18 protein-coding genes and 1 tRNA gene are annotated in these 16,316 nt (G+C 66.1%); 10 read left to right on the forward strand and 9 right to left on the reverse strand.

All coding sequences use genetic code 11. The features are described from left to right. Positions 1 to 203: 203 nt before the first annotated feature. Positions 204 to 1,829, forward strand: coding sequence for a GMC family oxidoreductase (locus ACOZ4I_RS06385; RefSeq protein WP_424004138.1), 1,626 nt, complete (start codon positions 204 to 206; stop codon positions 1,827 to 1,829). On the opposite strand, the gene ACOZ4I_RS06390 is transcribed toward ACOZ4I_RS06385, so the two are convergent. The 4 genes from ACOZ4I_RS06390 to ACOZ4I_RS06405 all read right to left on the reverse strand — a co-directional run bounded on the left by ACOZ4I_RS06390 (position 1,830) and on the right by ACOZ4I_RS06405 (position 5,269). Beyond that, entirely contained in the window at positions 1,830 to 2,405 is a 576-nt protein-coding gene (locus ACOZ4I_RS06390; RefSeq protein WP_424004140.1) for a metal-dependent hydrolase, read from the reverse strand. It lies immediately after the preceding gene. 99 nt (positions 2,406 to 2,504) lie between these two features. Further along, positions 2,505 to 3,854, reverse strand: a complete 1,350-nt coding sequence (locus ACOZ4I_RS06395) for an esterase-like activity of phytase family protein (RefSeq protein WP_424004142.1) — start codon at positions 3,852 to 3,854, stop codon at positions 2,505 to 2,507. Positions 3,855 to 4,068: 214 nt separating this feature from the next. Then, positions 4,069 to 4,521 (reverse strand): transporter, encoded by a 453-nt coding sequence (locus ACOZ4I_RS06400; protein WP_424004144.1) that lies wholly within the window; start codon positions 4,519 to 4,521, stop codon positions 4,069 to 4,071. A gap of 49 nt (positions 4,522 to 4,570) precedes the next feature. After that, positions 4,571 to 5,269, reverse strand: coding sequence for a chemotaxis protein CheC (locus tag ACOZ4I_RS06405; protein WP_424004146.1), 699 nt, complete (start codon positions 5,267 to 5,269; stop codon positions 4,571 to 4,573). A gap of 288 nt (positions 5,270 to 5,557) precedes the next feature. Here ACOZ4I_RS06405 and hisC point away from each other — a divergent pair, with 288 nt between their 5' ends. The 4 genes from hisC to ACOZ4I_RS06425 are packed head-to-tail and all read left to right on the forward strand — an operon-like array spanning position 5,558 to position 8,318. Continuing rightward, positions 5,558 to 6,640 carry a histidinol-phosphate transaminase gene (hisC, locus tag ACOZ4I_RS06410; protein ID WP_424004148.1) on the forward strand — a complete coding sequence of 361 codons (1,083 nt, stop codon included), beginning with the start codon at positions 5,558 to 5,560 and terminating at the stop codon, positions 6,638 to 6,640. Continuing rightward, positions 6,637 to 7,143 (forward strand): adenylate kinase family protein, encoded by a 507-nt coding sequence (locus ACOZ4I_RS06415; RefSeq protein ID WP_424004150.1) that lies wholly within the window; start codon positions 6,637 to 6,639, stop codon positions 7,141 to 7,143. Before hisC ends, ACOZ4I_RS06415 begins: the two co-directional genes overlap by 4 nt. Continuing rightward, a complete protein-coding gene (locus ACOZ4I_RS06420; protein WP_424004152.1) occupies positions 7,140 to 7,748 on the forward strand; it encodes a CDP-alcohol phosphatidyltransferase family protein in 609 nt (202 codons plus the stop codon). The genes ACOZ4I_RS06415 and ACOZ4I_RS06420 overlap by 4 nt, the downstream gene beginning before the upstream one ends. Positions 7,749 to 7,790: 42 nt before the next feature. After that, the gene (locus ACOZ4I_RS06425) at positions 7,791 to 8,318 is read left to right on the forward strand and encodes a multiprotein bridging factor aMBF1 (protein WP_424004154.1); all 528 of its coding nucleotides are present in this window, start codon (positions 7,791 to 7,793) and stop codon (positions 8,316 to 8,318) included. 31 nt (positions 8,319 to 8,349) lie between these two features. Here the strand turns inward: ACOZ4I_RS06425 and ACOZ4I_RS06430 are convergent, their stop codons facing one another. After that, entirely contained in the window at positions 8,350 to 8,910 is a 561-nt protein-coding gene (locus tag ACOZ4I_RS06430; RefSeq protein ID WP_424004156.1) for a response regulator, read from the reverse strand. A gap of 150 nt (positions 8,911 to 9,060) precedes the next feature. On the opposite strand from ACOZ4I_RS06430, the gene tpiA reads away from it, so the two are divergent. Continuing rightward, positions 9,061 to 9,708 (forward strand): triose-phosphate isomerase, encoded by a 648-nt coding sequence (gene tpiA / locus ACOZ4I_RS06435; RefSeq protein ID WP_424004158.1) that lies wholly within the window; start codon positions 9,061 to 9,063, stop codon positions 9,706 to 9,708. A gap of 24 nt (positions 9,709 to 9,732) precedes the next feature. Here tpiA and ACOZ4I_RS06440 read toward each other — a convergent pair whose 3' ends face one another. Continuing rightward, positions 9,733 to 11,538, reverse strand: a complete 1,806-nt coding sequence (locus ACOZ4I_RS06440) for a helicase HerA domain-containing protein (RefSeq protein WP_424004160.1) — start codon at positions 11,536 to 11,538, stop codon at positions 9,733 to 9,735. A gap of 152 nt (positions 11,539 to 11,690) precedes the next feature. Between ACOZ4I_RS06440 and ACOZ4I_RS06445 the strand changes: the two genes are divergently transcribed. Beyond that, a complete protein-coding gene (locus ACOZ4I_RS06445) occupies positions 11,691 to 12,038 on the forward strand; it encodes a hypothetical protein (RefSeq protein WP_424004162.1) in 348 nt (115 codons plus the stop codon). A 33-nt stretch (positions 12,039 to 12,071) separates the two neighbouring features. On the opposite strand, the gene dinB is transcribed toward ACOZ4I_RS06445, so the two are convergent. Next, entirely contained in the window at positions 12,072 to 13,493 is a 1,422-nt protein-coding gene (gene dinB / locus ACOZ4I_RS06450) for a DNA polymerase IV (protein ID WP_424004164.1), read from the reverse strand. Between the two features lie 375 nt (positions 13,494 to 13,868). Here dinB and ACOZ4I_RS06455 point away from each other — a divergent pair, with 375 nt between their 5' ends. Next, entirely contained in the window at positions 13,869 to 14,183 is a 315-nt protein-coding gene (locus ACOZ4I_RS06455) for a hypothetical protein (RefSeq protein WP_424004166.1), read from the forward strand. A gap of 196 nt (positions 14,184 to 14,379) precedes the next feature. On the opposite strand, the gene ACOZ4I_RS06460 is transcribed toward ACOZ4I_RS06455, so the two are convergent. Next, positions 14,380 to 14,473: transfer RNA gene (locus ACOZ4I_RS06460), tRNA-Gly, on the reverse strand. A gap of 254 nt (positions 14,474 to 14,727) precedes the next feature. Then, positions 14,728 to 15,177, reverse strand: coding sequence for an SWIM zinc finger family protein (locus ACOZ4I_RS06465; RefSeq protein ID WP_424004168.1), 450 nt, complete (start codon positions 15,175 to 15,177; stop codon positions 14,728 to 14,730). Between the two features lie 170 nt (positions 15,178 to 15,347). Between ACOZ4I_RS06465 and ACOZ4I_RS06470 the strand changes: the two genes are divergently transcribed. Together ACOZ4I_RS06470 and ACOZ4I_RS06475 are read left to right on the forward strand one after the other, a co-directional pair. Continuing rightward, the gene (locus ACOZ4I_RS06470; RefSeq protein WP_424004170.1) at positions 15,348 to 15,584 is read left to right on the forward strand and encodes a hypothetical protein; all 237 of its coding nucleotides are present in this window, start codon (positions 15,348 to 15,350) and stop codon (positions 15,582 to 15,584) included. A 426-nt stretch (positions 15,585 to 16,010) separates the two neighbouring features. Further along, complete coding sequence (locus tag ACOZ4I_RS06475; RefSeq protein ID WP_424004172.1) at positions 16,011 to 16,316, forward strand: hypothetical protein; 306 nt, start codon at positions 16,011 to 16,013, stop codon at positions 16,314 to 16,316.

Consider the following 16,316-nt stretch of genomic DNA (forward strand, 5'->3'; position numbering starts at 1 on the left):
GACCGTGGTTCGAATCCCGCCACGCCCGCTTCGTGGGTTCTCACATTCGTTCGAAACACACATGCGGGCGTGGCGTCCCTCCCGAACGCGTTGCGTTTGCCTCCCGAATTCTCTTCAAACTGCTTCGTTCGTCCGTTCACACGACCGACAGACGGATTCTCGATGCCAACGTATAAGTTTAGGCTTGCCTAACCGACGGCGAGATGGACCGGAAGCCGTCCGAGCGAGCGGACGTGTGCGTCGTGGGGGCCGGGCCGGCGGGGGCGCTGGTCGCCAGCCGACTCGCCAGCGACGGCTACGACGTGCTCGTGCTAGAGGCCGGCCCGCGGTTCGAGTTCGACGAGCGAGAGGCGCGCATGGAGCGGGCGATTCGACCCGGCGACGAGGGCTCGGTCTGGGAGATGGGCGGCGAACGCGACGAGTTCACCGCGAGCGGGGATCGGTACTACCCGCTGAACGTCGCCAGAGTGAAAGGCGTCGGCGGGTCGACGCTGCACTGGCAGGGGATGGTGATGCGGCTCCACCCGACGGACTTCGAGGGCGGACACGACAACGACGATCCGGCGTGGCCCATCGGCTACGACGACCTGCGGCCGTACTACGCCGACGCCGAGCGGGCGCTCGGAGTCGCCGGCGACGCGGACAATCCCTTCGCGCCGCCGCGGGACGGCCCCTATCCGCTGCCGGGCTTCCCGCCCTCCTACAGCGACTCGCTGTTCGCCGAGGCCTGCGAGCGCCTGGGCATCGCGACGCACTCGGTGCCGAACGCGCGGAACTCCGAGGCCTACGACGGGCGCGGGCCGTGCGTCGGCTACGGGACCTGCCAGCCGGTGTGTCCCTCCGGCGCGAAATACGACGCGAGCGTTCACATCGAAGACGCCGAGGCCGAGGGGGCGCGCGTCGTCGACCGCGCGCCGGTCCAGCGCCTCGAAACCGACCGGGACGGCCGCGTCGAGGCGGCGGTCTACGCGACGCCGGACGGACGGGAGCACCGGCAGACCGCGCGCGAGTTCGTCGTCGCGGCGGGCGGCGTCGAGACGCCGCGACTCCTGTTGCTGTCGCGGTCCAAGCGCCACCGCGACGGCCTGGCGAACGGATCGGGGCTGGTCGGCCACTACTTCATGGAGCACCTGTTCGCCGGGGCCGGCGGGATGCTCGACCGGCGGACGCGCCAGAACCACGTCGGCTTCATCACCAGCGAGTGTCACCAGTTCTACGACGACCCCGGGCAGGCAATCGAGCGCGGCGACGAGACTGTCCTCGAACGGACGGACGCGGCGCTGTCGCCGATCAAACTGGAGTTCCTGAACTACGCCGGCCCGTCGCCGGTCGAACTCGCGCTCGGCGGGGAGGAGTGGGGCGACACTCTCCTGTCGAGCCTCCGGGAGGCCTACGGCAACAGCATCGCGATGGGTGGGCTGGTCGGCCAGCCGCCGCGCAAGGAGAACCGCGTGACGCTCGACCCGTCGACGACGGACGACCACGGCAATCCCGTGCCGGACATCCGGTGGTCGTGGGGCGAGCGAGCGGAGCGGTCGCTCGCCCGGACGAACGAGATTCAGCACGCGGTCCTGGACGAACTCGGCGTCGACGTGTCCTGGACGGTCGGGCCGGAGAACACCGGGCCGGCGTACCACCACATGGGGACGACGCGGATGGGGACCGACCCCGACGAGAGCGTCGTGAACCCGCAGCTACGGACCCACGACGTGTCGAATCTCGCCATCGCGTCCTCGTCGGTGTTCGTCACCGCGGGATCGATGAACCCGACGCTGACCATCGCCGCGCTCGCCCTGAAGTGCGCCGACCACGTTCGAGAGCGGCTCTGATCAGGTGCGCTCGGCGAGCAGCTCCCGGCCGGCTTCGGTCACCGCCCGGACTCCCGGCGCGCCGTCGGCGAGCCAGACGAGGGCGGCCAGACCGAACAGCGCGAACTGAAACTGCACGTACGGCTCGAACTGGAAGGCCGCGAACTGGGCGGCGAACGAGGTGTCGCCGCTGTACGGCGGCGGCGGTCGAAACGGCCAGACGAGGAAGCGGAACCACTTCAACTGCGACAGGTCGCCGCCGAGCACCGCCGCGAGCGCCGACGGGCTCACGTCCGTCAGGGTGTGGGCGAATGCGCCGACGCCGAACGCCCGCACGAGGTCGGTGCGCTGGTACCAGGCGGCGACGCGGTAGAGGACCGCCACGAGCAGGACCAGCGTCACCAGCGAATGGGCGAGCGACCGTCCGGAAGGGAGGACACTGACCGTCCAGGCGAGCGGCTTGTCGACGAGGTCGGGGAACTGCGAGCCGACCGCCAGCGCGAGCAGCGTCAGGACGGTCTGTCGGTCGCTCGCGTCGATGCGAGTGTACGTGAAATACGCGAGGTAGGCGGCGCCGAGGTGTCCCCACGGCCACATGGACTCGTGTTACCCCGGCGGGGCCATGTACCTGCTGACACAATTGCTACCGTCACTCACAGCGTCCGTCACGCGACGGGAGCAATCCGCACCGTTCGCTCAGACGATCGGGTCCTGGAACTTGACCCGGGCGATCTTCGTCTCCGCACCGGCGTAGCCGAAGTCGTTGTCGTTTATCAGGATCAACGTGGTCGGCGTCGGCATCGCGACGCCTTCGATCTTCGAAGGAAAGCCGTCGTAGTCGTCCGTCGAGAACACGAGCGTTTTCTCGAAACTGTCGACGTCCTGCAGTCCATCTGCAGAGAGCCCTTCCAGCGTCTCATCGCGGTCTCGTTCGTCGTAGGTCCGCGGAATCGGCTCCGTGTCGGCCATCGAGACGAGATAGAGTTTCGTCGTCGCGCTGATCCGTTCGAGCACGAGGAGGTGCTCCGCGTCCAGCACGCGCAGTTCGCTGATCTTGACGTCGCTCTGGTCCGGCGTGCCGTCCGCGTTGTCCCGCTCGAAACTGTCGGGCCGATCCAGTCGGTAGAGGTACTGCTCGCCCATCTCTCCGGCCGCGGGATCGAAGGTCCCAACGCGGATGTTGCGAGACGACTCGGAGGTTTCGACGTCGGGGTTCGCGAGCGGAGACTGGATGGCGAACACGAGTTGGCTCTCGTCGGGAGTGACGCCCAGCGACTCGATGCCCCGGTTCAGTTTCCGTCGCCGCCACACCGCCGGGAGATTCGGCGTAATCGGATAGGTCGCGTCGGCGAGGTCCTCGTGGACGCCCTCGGGAACGTGTCGAGCGACGATTCGGCCGTCCGGGCTGACCTCGGCGATGCTCGGTGCATACTCCTCGGCGATCCAGAAGCTTCCGTCGGCCAGACGGACGACGCCCTCGATGTCCATGCCGTTGGGATCGTACGGAATCTCGGTCCCGTTGATGGAGTACGCGCCTTCCGTCGTCGTCACTTCCAGCGGATTGCTGATGGCGGTGATATCGTTTCCGTCGCTATCCCGCAGCGGGAGTGTCTCGGTGACGACTGCCGTGTTCGACGGAGCGCCGGAATCGAGCCGGACGGTGTATATCGACGGCGTGTACCCAGGATTCGTGAATATCTTATCGCCGCTGTTTCCCGCACAGAGCGACTCGACGCTCCTGTCGGCCACGGAGGGGGCGTCGCTACAGTTGAAGTTCGGGCCCCGGTCAGCGATCGTGTAGAACAGGTCCTCGGGGTCCGCGTCCCGCGTGCAGGCCCCGCTCCCGAGACCGACGACGAGGTCGAGGGTGTTCCCGCCGCGGAACGTGACGTGTCCCATCGTCAGATACGACTCGTCTACGTCGAAGAACTCGATATCCGGGTCGCTGATCGCGTTCGCGCCGGTATCTGTCGCCTCGCCCAGTCCCGAAACGACGGACCCGCCGCCAAGACTGAGTCCGAACGCCGCTCCGGCACCGAGTACCACTGATCGCCGAGTAATCGTGCGCTCACTGCCCTCTGTCGGGGTGGATTTGCGTTCTGGCACGGCTACCGAGACCGGCCACTGTTGAAAGGCGGTTTATATTTCATATCTGACTACTATTTCCGCAATTGTGTTCTTAGTACGACACTAGTACACTATTGAAACGCGGTCGCTCGCTCGAACACACCGTCTCAGAGAATCGACCGCCGGGGGCGAGTCAGTACAGGCCCAGGAGCGCGCCGGCGTCGAGCAGGAGGAGAATCGCGACGAGGGACGCGCCGAGCAGGAACGGCCGGGCCTCGCGGGCGGGCTCGCGAAGTTTCTGCTCCTCGAAGCCGTCGGAGAGCTTCGACGCGGCGACTTCGACCAGTCCGGCGAGGACGAACCACAGCACGAGCATCGTGATGACGAGGTGACCGGGCCCGGACCCCGTCAGCGTCTCCGCTGTGTAGTAGGTCGCGGCGAGGTGGCCGCCGGTGAGGAGGAGCAGGAGGGCGCTCGCCCGCGAGACGAGCTTGAGCTTCCGGGTGATAGCCGCGAGCGGCCCCGGTGAGGCGTCGCCGTTCAGCGCCGTCGGCAACACGGCGTACGTCGTAAACAGCACGGTTCCCGACCACAGCGCCGCGAAGATCAGGTGCACCCCGAACACCGCGGCGGATACCACACTCATACGCGGTCGTTGGACGCGAGCCATTTCAACATCGTGGGTTCGTGCCGCCTCACTCCGTGGTGTCGAGCGAGTCGAACGCGTCCACGTCGGCGGACATGTCGAGCTCTTTCACGGCGTCCGTGTCCGCGGCGATCTGGGTCTCGCGGTCCACATCGTAGTCGAGCTGGTCGATGAGGTGGACGAAGGAGCCGGGGTCGGGGACGAGGAAGATGCGCAGCGAGAAGGCCACGTCGCTCTCCTTGATGTCGACGAGCGAGTCGAGCACGATGGTCAGCGAGTCCCGGCGGACGTGCGAGAGCGCGGTATCGGCGATCTCGGCGGCGTCGTCCTCGACGACGGTCGGGGTGCCCATGTCGATGGTCGCGTCGAGCGTGTTGGCGATGCCGTCGATGAACCCCGAGGTGAGGATGTTGCACATCTCTTGCAGCGCAGACTCGTGGAGCTGTGTGAACTCCGACTCGACGCTTGTGCCGGTCATCAGCCCCGCGATCTCCGCGGCCGTCTCCGTCTCGAAGGTCATCAAGAACACGCCGTATGGCGGCTCGGTCAGCCTGACGCGAGCGCTGTAGATGGTGCCCCCGCCCATCTCGGTCGCGATGTCGTCCGGCTGGACGAACGAGAGGCTCTTGATCTCGACGGCGGCGTCGACCCCCGCGAGGGTGGCCAGCGAGTCCGCCACCTGCTCGGCCCCGTCCTGGATCAGTCGCGTGATGAGGGTGAGTTTCCTGATGTCGATGAGAAGCGGCATTGCCATCAACAGTACCTGTCGGGTGTTACCGTTTTCGGTGAACGGGGTGGCGACCGGTGGTCTCTCCCGGTCGAGGAGTCCGTTGCGGTCACCGTAACGCTAATTACGACTGACTGACACCGTAACGATGGGGAGCGTGCTACTCCGTGTCCCATCCGTTCGACCCGGGATTCACACGGTGGGCGCGCCAGACGATTCCTGTGGACGCCTGCCGACGGCGAGCGGCCGCGCCGTCCGCGGACGGCCGATGTGAGCACGCTTAAGCCGCCCCGTCCGTTTTGCACAGCCATGGAACCACGGGACCTCTCCGCTCACACTGTCTATCGGGCAGGTCGCGGCATCGAGGAGGTCGCCCGGGAACTCGGTCTCGACCCGGACGACATGGTGAAGCTGGCGTCGAACGAGAACATGTACGGGCCGAGCCCGAGGGCCGTCGAGGCCATCCGCGACTCGGCCGCGCGGATGCACTCCTACCCGAAGGCCTCCCACGCCGACCTCGCCGAGGCGCTGGCCGAGCGCTGGGACGTGACGACCGAACAGGTGTGGCTCGGCAACGGCGGCGACGGCGCGCTCGACTGCCTCGCCCGCGCCACGCTCGACCCCGGTCAGGACGTGCTCGTCCCGTCACCCGGCTTCGCGTACTACGCGATGAGCGCGCGCTACCACCACGGCGAGGTCTCGGAGTACACGCTCTCGAAGGCCGACGATTTCGCCCAGACGGCCGACACCGTCCTGAAGGACTACGACGGCGAGCGGATCGTCTACCTCACCAGCCCGCACAACCCCACCGGCGCGGAGTTCACGACCGAGGCGGTCCGGACTATCGCCGAGGAGACCGACGAGCAGACCCTCGTCGTCGTCGACGAGGCCTACGGCGAGTTCACCGAGACGCCGAGCAAGCGCCCGCTGCTGGCCGAGCGCGACGACGTGGCGCTCCTGCGGACGTTCTCGAAGGCCTACGGGCTCGCCGGCGTCCGACTGGGCTACGCCGTCGTCCCCGAGGAGTGGGCCGACGCCTACGCCCGCGTCAACACGCCGTTCTCGGCGAGCGAACTCGCCTGCCGGGCCGGACTGGCCGCGCTGGACGACGACGAGCACGTCGAGAAATCCGTCGAGACGGCGGCGTGGGCCCGGGGGTACATCCACGACGAACTCGCAGCCCACACCTGGGACGGTGCGGGGAACTTCGTCCTCGCCGAGGTCGGTGACGCGTCGGCCGTCGCCGACGCCGCCCAGGCGGAGGGCGTCATCGTCCGGGACTGCTCGTCGTTCGGCCTCCCGGAGTGCATCCGCGTCACCTGCGGGACCCGCGAGGACACGCGGCGCGCGGTGTCGGTCCTGAACGAGGTCATCGAGGTGGTCGAGGCGTGAGAGTCGCCGTCACCGGCACGCCGGGCACGGGCAAGACCACGGCAACTGACCGCCTCGACACCGACCTCGACGTGTGCCACCTGAACGAAGTCATCAAGGACGAGGAGTTCTCGACCGGTGTCGACGAGGACCGCGGAAGCCTCGTTGCCGACCTCGACGCGCTGGCCGAGTGGCTCGACGGCCGCGATGACGTGTTGTTCGAGTCTCACCTCGCCCACCACTTCGACGCCGACCGCGTCATTGTCCTCCGGGCGCACCCCGACACGGTCGTCGAGCGCCTCCGCGAGCGCGGCGACGACGACGCGAAGGCCTACGAGAACGCCGAATCGGAGGCCCTCGACGTGATCCTGAGCGAAGCCGTCGATGAACACGGCATCGAGTCGGTCTACGAAATCGACACGACCGAGCGCGACCCCGACGCGGTGGCAGCCGAGATCGAGGCCGTCGTCGACGGCGAGCGCGAACCGAGCGCGGGGACCGTCTCCTACATCGACTGGCTATGACCCTCGACAGATTCCGTCCGCTGGCCGACCGTATGCTCGCGCCGTTCGTCAGCGCCGCCAAGGGCGTCGGTCTGTCGCCCAACGGCGTCAGCGTCATCGCCTTCCTGCTGGCGCTCGGGGCCGGCGGCGTCTACGCCGTCGCCGCCCGCGACCCCCTGCTGTACCTCGTCGGGGCCGTCCTCGTCTTCCTGAACGGCTGGCTCGACCTCGTCGACGGCGCGCTGGCACGCGAACTGAACGTCGCCTCCTCGGGGGGCGACCTGCTGGATCACGTCCTCGACCGGTACGCCGACATCGGCATCATCGTCGGCCTCGCCGCCGGCGTCGGCCAGTGGGTGCTGGGCATCGCCGCCGTCACCGGCGTCCTGATGACTTCCTACCTCGGGACGCAGGCTCAGGCGGTCGGGCTGGATCGCGTCTACGGCGGCCTGCTCGGGCGGGCCGACCGCCTCGCGCTGGTGGGCGTCGTCACGGGCGTCGCGGCGTTCGTCCAGCTCTCGCTGGCAGATCTGACGCTCGTCGGCTGGCTGCTGGTCGTCTTCGCCGTCGTCGGCCACGTCACCGCCGCCCAGCGGTTCTATCACGCGATGGCCGCGCTCGAATAGCTCAGCGCACCATTTATACCGCGGCCCGTCCAAGCCGACGGTATGGTTCAGTGCGAGATGTGCGGCAAGGAGGTCTCATCTCCCAACCGCGTCAAAATCGAGGGGGCCGAACTCGACGTCTGCGACGAGTGCACCGACTTCGGCACGGAGGTCAAGACGGAGGACTCGTCGTCGTCCGCGTCGACGAAGTATTCGACCTCGTCGTCATCGTCGAGCGGGTCGTCGTCCTCGTCGTCGAGTTCGTCCTCCGGGGGATCCTCGCGCCGCCGTCGGGACATGTTCGACGAGATGGACGAGATCGCACAGGACTACCACGAACGCATCCGGGAGGGCCGCGAGGCGCAGGGCCTGAGCCAGGAGGACCTCGCCAGACAGCTCAACGAGAAGGCGAGCCTCATCCGCAAGCTCGAACACGGCAACTCCCTGCCGAGCGACACCGTCCAGAAGAAGCTCGAAAACGCGCTCGACATCTCCCTGAGCGCCGGCGGCAGCGCCGACGACACCGAGTGGTCCAGCGGGGAGAGCAGCGGCGAGTACACGCTCGGCGACGTCGTCAAGCGGAAAGACTGAGACGGGCTGTCGGCGACACGCCGCCGACTGACTACAGCTGGAGGTCGTGTTTGTCTACGTCGAGTTCCGCCGCGAGCGAGTCGACGTTCGCGGAGATTTCGTCGATATCGGCCTGTAACTGCTGGTAGCGCTCGCTCTCCTGTAGCTCGGCTCGCGACTTCTCGACCTGGAGGACGTTCCGCTTGAGCTTCTTCGACGTGAGCGCCTGCAGGCGGTCGTTGTACTCGCGGATCTTGTACAGGCGGTCGACCACGTCCCGGAGGTCGTCGCGCGTCACCGGCTTGACGAGGTAGTCGTCGACGCGCATCTCGATGATGTCGAAGTCGGGGTTGACGGCGGTGACCATCGCAACCCGACACCGGAGGCCCTGCTCTTCGATCTGTGCGAGCACTTCGTTGCCAGAGACGACGGGCATCCGGCGGTCCAGCAGAACCACGTCGATGTCGTTCGACAGGAGTTCGAGCCCCTCCTCGCCGCTGTAGGCCGTCTGGACGTCGTACTGGTCGCGCAGGTAGTCGGTGTAGAGGTCCGCGAGATGCTGTTCGTCCTCGACGATCAGTACGGTCGGTGTGTCCGAGTCCCCTGCAGTCACGGCTTATCTCCTATCGTGTATCGGCTCGACGGTAATAATTGTCTCCCTCGGCTCGGCGCTGGTTTTCGCGAAGCCACACGGCTCGCCCGACTCGCCCGCGCCACGGTCGGCTTCGCAACCTATTTGCCGACCCCAGCCGGTGCTTCCGGTATGTTCGTCCTTGTCAATCTGAAGGCGTACCCCTGTGACCCGGTAGAGGTAGCGACCGCCGCGGCCGACGTGAGCGACGACGCGGACGTGCGCGTCGCCGTCGCACCGCAGGCCGCCCACATCGGCGCCGTCGCCGAGACCGGCGTCGAGACCTGGGCTCAGCACGTCAGCGCCGTCGAGCACGGCAGTCACACCGGCAGCACGCTCGCCGAGGCCGCTGCCGACGCCGGCGCGGTCGGGACGCTGCTGAACCACTCGGAGAACCGCCTCAAGCTCGCCGACATCGACGGCGCGCTGGACGCGGCCGACCGCGCGGACCTCGAAACGATCGTCTGTGCGAACAATCCCGCACAGATCGGCGCGGCCGCCGCGCTCGACCCCGACGCCGTCGCCGTCGAGCCGCCGGAGCTCATCGGGACCGGCACGCCCGTCAGCAAGGCCGACCCGGACATCGTGACCGGCGCGGTCGACGCCGCCGCGCGCGTCAACGGCGACGTGGACGTGCTCTGTGGCGCGGGCATCTCCACCGGCGAGGACCTCGTCTCTGCGAGCGACCTCGGCGCGAGCGGCGTCCTGCTGGCGAGCGGCGTCGCGAAGGCCGACGACCCGCGCGCGGCGCTCGAAGACCTCGTCGAGCCACTGGTCTAACGCCGAAACGCGCCGTTCGGCCGCTCAGTTTTCGCCGTCGAGAAACGCCGCTTCGAGCCGCGAGGCCACCGTCTCGACCTCGTCGTCGTCCAGGTCGCGCTCGCTCTCCTCGCGCACGAGGTCACGCAGTCGGTAGCCGTACTTGCCGCGGCCGACGTGCTCGACGAACCCTTCGAGCCGGAGGGTTCGGTTGCGGGCGTAGGCCGCCGTCCGGTCGCCAGAGCCGCCGGCCGAGAAGTGGGCGTTCAGCGGCGTCCCCGGCCCCTGCTCGCCGTAGTACGCGAGCATCCGGCGGGTCTTTGGCTCTAACTCCTCGATCGTCTCCCTGAGGTCCTCGTAGACCGGCGCGCCCTCGAAGTCGGTATCGTCCTCGTCGGCCGCGCCGCCGTTCGACTCCTCCGCTTCGACGGCGTCGGCGATGGCCGCGGCGAAGGCGGCGTCGGAGTCCGCTTCCGACCCCGCTCCCTCGGCGTGGCCGTTCGTCGACGCGGCCGTCGTGCCGCCGTCGGTGCTCGCGCCATCGGTTGCCGCGGCCTCGCCGTTCGTCGACGGCCCGTCGCTCCCACCGTTCATCGCCGCCCCGCCGTCCTCGAACGCGCTGAAGGCGTCGCCGAAGCCGCCGCCGGAGGTCGTGTCCGCCGGCTGGTCCGCCGCATCGTCGGGCTGGCCCGCTGCACCGTTCGCCGTCGCTGCTCCGTTCTCGCCGGCGTCGCCACCCTCGTCGGAGAAGCGGTGCCGCCGACGGCGCATGTTCTCCTGTTCGGTCCGGCCGGGGTTGTACCCCTCCGCCTGGGTCAGCATCGCCTCGGTGAACTGCTCGGCCATCCGCGAGAGGTCGCGGGCGTCCTGCAGTTCCGTCTCCAGTTCGGCGATGCGCGAGTTCTTCTTGTCCAGTTCCTCGCGGAGGTCCTTGATGCGGCTCTCCGTCGCCTGCTGTTCCTCGCTGATGGTCTCCAGTTCGGAGACGAGGTCCTCGCTGACCGACTTGAGTTCGGGGCGCTCGAAGTCGTCCAGCCCCGGCGTCGCGCCGGCGTCGAAGGTCTGCTTGCGGTGGAACTGCACGCGCCGGACTTCCTCGGCCCAGTCGTTCATCATGAACGCCTCGCCGTCGTCTAAGTCCTCGACGGCGTCGGCGTACTTGTTGTCGAGGATGCGCCCGACCACCTTCGTGTCGTTGTTCCACGTCAGCCGGTGCCACACCAGCCAGTCGCACTGAGTGATGTAGTCCTTCTTCACGTCGGCCGGCCGCTGGCTGATGCCGACGATGCCGAGGCCGTGTTTCCGGCCGCGCTTCCCGATCTTGATGAGCATCTTTCCGACCTCGCCCATCCCGCCCTTCTCGGGAATCCACTCGTGGCACTCCTCGACGAGCATCAGGAACGGCTGCTTTTGCTTTTTCGCCTTGGCGAACAGTTGCTTTGCGACCTCCGTCAGCAGCGCCTCGGCCTCCTCCTCGTCGAGAAAGGAGGACACGTCGAGGATGATCGGGACGTTCTGTTCGAGCGCCAGCGAGGCGATTTTGCCGGCGTGTTCCTCGGTGACCTGGATGTCGCACTCCTCGTCGCCACCGACGTGGAGGATCTCGTACTCCTCTTTGAGCCCGTAGTACTCGCCGTCGATGTCGACGACGAGCAGGCCGAAGCCGTTGTCGAGCAGTTTCTCGGCGATGACGCTCGCCGTGTTGCTCTTGCCCGACCCGCTCTTGCCGGTGACGAAGCCGCGGCCGGTCAGCAGTTCGACGACCGGCAAATCGACGGTCTCGCCCGGTTCCCCGTTCCCACCCGGTCCGGCGCTCGTCGTCGCGACGGTTATCTGTTCGGTCTCTGCCATGCGTTTCTGTCCAAAGGGAGACGCGCACGACCCATAACTCTCCGTCAGACGAGCATCAATCGGACAACAGGTCTACGGGCCGCCACGAGCGGGGGTAACGGCTATTGCCGTGGCACGCCTTGACGCATTGGAGTCGGCGACTGGAACAGGCTATGGATCGCTACGAAACGTTCGTCGAGGACGGGACCGTCTACGTCGGGAGCAGCGACGGCCCGCTGGAGATCGCGTCAGTCGAGGACGTTCTGGACGCCGTCGGCGGCCCGGCGTGGACCATCACCTACTCCGACGCCGAGAAGGAGCGCTACGCCGGGATGGATACCAGCGACGAGGGACTCGTGGTCGACGTGGTGGACATGCTCCACGCGATGACCCACAGCGAGCGCTTCGTCGAGACGCTCGCGGCCCACCCGACGGTCGTTCCGGCCGACGACACCATCTCGCCACGGGCCGGCCTGTTCATCGGGAAACTCCTGGAGAATCTCGAAAATGGCGTGTCGTGAGCCCGGTGTTCCGCCGTCGTGGCCGCAGACCGGTCAGCGGAAGTCAGCGAGCGTGGTCTGTCCCGCGGGGAGTGCGACCGGGCCTTCGTCAGTCGCCGACCGTTCGACGCCGCCGTCGTCGCTGCCGACACTGTTATCATCGCTACTTTCGACACAGCCGGCTGTCTCGTCGGTGAACGCGCCGAGCGCCGCCTGTCCGTCTTCGTCAGTTTCGGCCGTCGCCGCGTCGTTCACCTCGGTTTGCGTCGTCGCGTCCTCGTCGGCGTCTCTACGGGCCGCAGAATCGCCGCTTGTCGTACCACTGGCGTCACTGCCGAAGCCGCCCAGGCTGGCCTGTTCCCCGTCCGAGAAGTCGAGGTTCGAGACCCGGACGCCGACCTTGCGGACGCGCTCGTCGTCGAACTCGCCGAGCAGATCGAGCGCGACCCGCCGGACCAGCGAGGGCTCGTCGATCGGCCCCGGAAGCGAGCGGGCGCGGGTGTGCACGTCGAACGGCGGCGTCACGACCTTGATACCGATAGTCTGGTAGCGCGCGCCCTTCCGACGGGCGCGGTCGGCGACGGCCGCCGCGAGCGTGTTCACCCGCCGGTACGTGGTGGCCGCGTCGTCGGTCGCCTCGGTGAACGCCGACTCCCGCGAGAGGCTCTTGGGGTCTCCCTTCGGCGTCACCGCGCGCTCGTCCTCGCCACGGGCGTACCGGCGGATCTCGCGGCCGCGCTCGCCGAAGCGTCGGTCGAGTCGCTCCGGGTCCGCGGCCGCCAAGTCGCCCGCCGTCTCGATGCCCATCTCACCGAGTTCGCGGGCCGTCACCGGGCCGACGCCGTGGACGTCCTCGACGGGGAGGTCGGCGAAGAACTCGCGGACGGTCCCCGGTTCCACGACGACGAGGCCGTCCGGCTTGTCCCGGTCGCTCGCCACCTTCGCGGCGCTCATCGTCGGCGCGACACCGATACTCGCCGCGACGCCCACCGCCGACTGGATTCGGGCTTTCAGGTCGTCGGCCCACGCCTCGACGCTGTCCCAGCCGACGCGGTCGGTGACGTCGAGGTACGCCTCGTCGATGCTCACTTCCCGGACCACATCCGCTTCCTCACGGAGGATCGCCCGCACGTCGGCGGCCACGGACTCGTAGAACTCCAGGTCGACCGGGCGATAGAACCCCGCGTCGTCTACGTCAAGGTCGGGGTCCTCGACGGCGTCGACCTTGCGAGGCAGTCGCTCCAGCGCCTCGGAGATGGCCATCGCCGACTCGACGCCGTACTCCCTGGCTTCGTAGCTCGCCGTCGCGACCGCCCCGTGGGCGTCGCCGCTCTCGTAGCCCATCCCGACGACCAGGGGCTCGCCTTCCAGGGCCGGCTCCCGGCGCTGCTCGCAGGCGGCGTAGAAGCAGTCCATGTCGACGTGCGCGACGACCTGCTCGGGCCGCGTCGTCCCGGGGAGCCGCGCGGCATCCATACTCGACCGTACGCGTACTCGCAAAAAACCTCACCGGCCCCGGCGAACGGGCGTGTGACCCTGGGCCGAATGCCCGTCCGTGACACGCGTGCCCGCCGTCTGTCGCCGGGGCAGAAAGGGTAGTGAGGGTGCGGCGTCAGAGGCTCCGGTTCCGCCGTGTTTCGAATACGATGCCGCGGCCGGTGGAGTGGCCATCGCTCCACCGGCCGTGGTCGTCCGCCGATGCCAATCCCGGATGGTGCGACGGTGGTTCCCGCCGGGAGCGTCGGGGCTCCGTGCTAACATTGAACATGGCATCACTTCAATGTTGGGCAGCCCGTCGCGGTCGCCCCTCGCTCGAAACCCTTTCGGTCCTCTCACCCCCACGACGGCACGATGACGACGCTGACGGACTCGCTGCCGGACCGCCCGCTCTCGACGAGCGAGATATCCGCGCTGGAAGCCCAGCACGACGACTACGGCTTCGCCCCGGTGGGGTTCTTCCCCGACCTGGACGTTGTCGCCGCGTTCGTCGTCATCATCGACGGCGAGCGCGGCTACAGCCTCGGCTTCGACCGCGACGACGCAGGCTGGGTCGTCGTGGAGTCCTTCGACGACGGCGAGGACTTCGCCGGCGTCACCGACCGCCTCCAGGAGTGGCTGGGCGACGACTGGGAGGACTTCGAGCAGGGAACCGCCGAACCGGAGTGAGCAGGCCAGAACCGCTCGGGACGGGTGTTCCGACTGGTCGGATTGCTTCGGTCACATACCTCCGCCTCGCGACTTGTTCCTCGCAGAATGCGGCGGCCGGGATTTGAACCCGATGGCGAGACTCGCTACGTTCGTCTCGCGTGGTTCAAATCCCTCTGTACAGCATTTGCTGCTCGCGGATATGCTCGCAGCAAAATGCGGCGGCCGGGATTTGAACCCGGGCCATGAGCTTGGAAGGCTCCGACCCGCGTCCCGCGTGTCGCACCGAATTCCCACCAGAAAGCCGCCGCCAGAGCGTCTTCCTCGGAATCTATACTCTACTTCGGGACCCCCATATTTATAATAACCGGCCGGAAACTGGGTTGACCTACGTACAAGGCCTTGTGGCTCACGTTCGTAACACCGGTAATAGACGGATAGGCCGTTTCGAATGCTGTAGTCGGTGTTTTCCAAAGAATTCCACTTATCAGAAGCAGTTCAGACTCACGCAACCCTGTTCAGATTATTCGCAATGCCAAACCTCGAGACTCAATCAGTCTCTCAACTATTGTGCCCCGTCACGATAGCAAGGCCAGCATGGGAATTCAGACTGAGAGATACAATCACAGTCGCGGGTATCAGCGTGAAGCCCGCCGTCCGTCTTGAGTTGCTTAGCCGGCGCTAAATGGTCAAAGCCCACTGCCGCGTCCAAAACGGTCGACCCGCCCACAGTCGCTAATGCGACCTTGTGCTTACAGTCGTACTCGCCGCTGTGCTTGTCAGCGGGGCATTCACATTCAGCAGGAACGGCCAGCCCCTCCCGCGCCGTCACTTCGACCGTGTAACTATGCTCATCCTTCAGGTAGCCGTATGAGGCGTTCGTCACGCGGACTTGGCGGGGACCGACAACAGTGAACTCCCAAGCTTCCCATGAGACGCGCTTGGCGGTCTTCTCGCCGAACGACAGATAGTCAACAGCGGTACGCTTTTCAGCCGCGGTGTCTTCGTTTTCCATTGGCTTTCTCCACTAAGAAGGCCAGTCTGGGTGTACCAGCACCCGGACGTTCTCCGAACCGCTACGTCCCAAGAGACAGGTCCCTCTACAATAGCACCTTAGACGGCATTGATAATAAAGATAGCGCCTTAGACGGAATGGTTATGCTGTTCAGGATACAACACCAGAATATGGGAAACAACTCAAAGCCGGGACCGAAACCGAGCGTGACTGACGACGAGATTCTGGCTGTCTTCCGGGAGACAAACGACCCCGTCCTTTCGACCGCCGAAGTCACCGAACAACTGACTCTTAAACGCCGGTCTGTCTACGACCGACTGTCGTCCCTTGCGGATGATGGCAGGCTGAACCACAAGGAGATTGGTGGGCGGAATACCGTGTGGTGGCTGGCTGACGGAGAGTCGTGATTCAGCGAGAACGTGCCGGCCGCTCAAGGCTCATGGCGTGGTGGAAAACGGGTTCCGCATTGTAAGATTAGGCAGAGTAATAATATCTAATTAGGGCCGAGCGGTTGTTACATCAATCTCAGTCGATATTCGTGAAACAGATGTAGCCTGCTCAGAAATTTTCTGAAAATCGGCCAATGTTAGGGCGTTCGCAACTCGCAAAGAGTACGTCGGCGGTAGATTGCTTACGGTCGGTTCGAGGCTCGGCGTGAAGCGCGCGCCAGACGGGGACTAACCGATTTATGAGGGCGGAAGCGGGGACGTTCTTGCTGTTCAAGGACGTACTGAGTAAGGTCTTGCAGGAGAATTCAGACAATCCGTTCTTTCACCATTACTTTCACTTCGGTATCCAAGATATCATAATTACTTGCCAATTATTACTGAGTGATGGGTCGAAACACTGCCGCCATCAACTATGGGATAGGGTCCCTGTTTGGCAATACGTTCAATATGTACCTGTACGGGAGTGGGATTCTCACGCTCCTGAACTTCTTGATTGGATTAATTGAGACACAATCGGTTGGCGGAGCTGTTGCTGTCGCCATCAATTACTTCGTCGCTAAGCTGACTCCATTCCCACTAAACGAGTTCCTGACCGCTACCGGATTCATTGAAGTCCTGGTGAACGTAGCTATTGCTCTGGGTGTCGGGGTAATCGTAGCGACGTTCAAATATTGGAACAGTCAGTACTAA

The sequence above is a fragment of the Haloarcula salina genome (assembly GCF_049603855.1).
Classification (GTDB): domain Archaea; phylum Halobacteriota; class Halobacteria; order Halobacteriales; family Haloarculaceae; genus Haloarcula; species Haloarcula salina_A.